The sequence below is a fragment of the Pseudomonas sp. NPDC088414 genome, from assembly GCF_044753325.1.
Classification (GTDB): domain Bacteria; phylum Pseudomonadota; class Gammaproteobacteria; order Pseudomonadales; family Pseudomonadaceae; genus Aquipseudomonas.
Map to the genome: position 1 here is coordinate 1 of NZ_JBIVMY010000081.1, position 1,115 is coordinate 1,115.

At 59.7% G+C, this 1,115-nt stretch carries 1 pseudogene; it reads right to left on the reverse strand.

Annotated elements, in window-relative coordinates:
- A pseudogene (locus ACIP8I_RS27180) lies at positions 1-1,115 on the reverse strand (calcium-binding protein); the annotation flags it as partial.

The window sequence follows — 1,115 nt, forward strand, 5'->3', positions numbered from 1 at the left end:
GCGCCACCTTCGAAAGTGGCGACGGCCGTTGTCACGGTAAAGCTGTCATTGAAGGCTGAGCCGATGACTTTTTCGATCCCGGTCAGGGTTGTGCCTTCGGCATCGCCGCCAGTCCCGGCCACACCGGTGGCGCCTCCCCCGCGAATATCGACATTCACTGCCGCCGAGGAGGTCGAGTAGTCGACTGTGTCGAATCCCGTTCCGCCATCAAAGTCGATGCCTTTGCCGTCACCGACAAAGATGTCGTTGAGGTTTGAGCCCTTGATCGCCTCGATATCGGTGAACGTGTCACCTGTCGCGATTCCGGAGTGCACACCGGTTTTCAGGTTGATGCTCACCGCAACCTTGCTGTCCGTGTAACCAGCCGTGTCGTAACCCGCACCGCCGATGATCTGGTCGGCGCCTGCGCCACCGTACAGCGAGTCATTGCCCGAGCCGCCGGTGATGATGTTGTCGCTGGCGTTGCCCCAACCGGTGTAAGCGTTGTTGCCGAGGAAGGTCAGGCGTTCGATATTGTCCGCCATGAACGTCTGGCTTGCAGTGACCACTGACACGCGCATTTCATCGTTGCCGCCATCCGCCTGCTCGATGATGGCTGAAGCGACATTGGCGTTAATGTAGTAGATATCGTCGCCGGCGCCACCTTCGAAAGTGGCGACGGCCGTTGTCACGGTAAAGCTGTCATTGAAGGCTGAGCCGATGACTTTTTCGATCCCGGTCAGGGTTGTGCCTTCGGCATCGCCGCCAGTCCCGGCCACACCGGTGGCGCCTCCCCCGCGAATATCGACATTCACTGCCGCCGAGGAGGTCGAGTAGTCGACTGTGTCGAATCCCGTTCCGCCATCAAAGTCGATGCCTTTGCCGTCACCGACAAAGATGTCGTTGAGGTTTGAGCCCTTGATCGCCTCGATATCGGTGAACGTGTCACCTGTCGCGATTCCGGAGTGCACACCGGTTTTCAGGTTGATGCTCACCGCAACCTTGCTGTCCGTGTAACCAGCCGTGTCGTAACCCGCACCACCGATGAACTGGTCGGCGCCTGCGCCACCGTACAGCGTGTCATTGCCCGAGCCGCCGGTGATGATGTTGTCGCTGGCGTTGCCCCAACCGGTGTA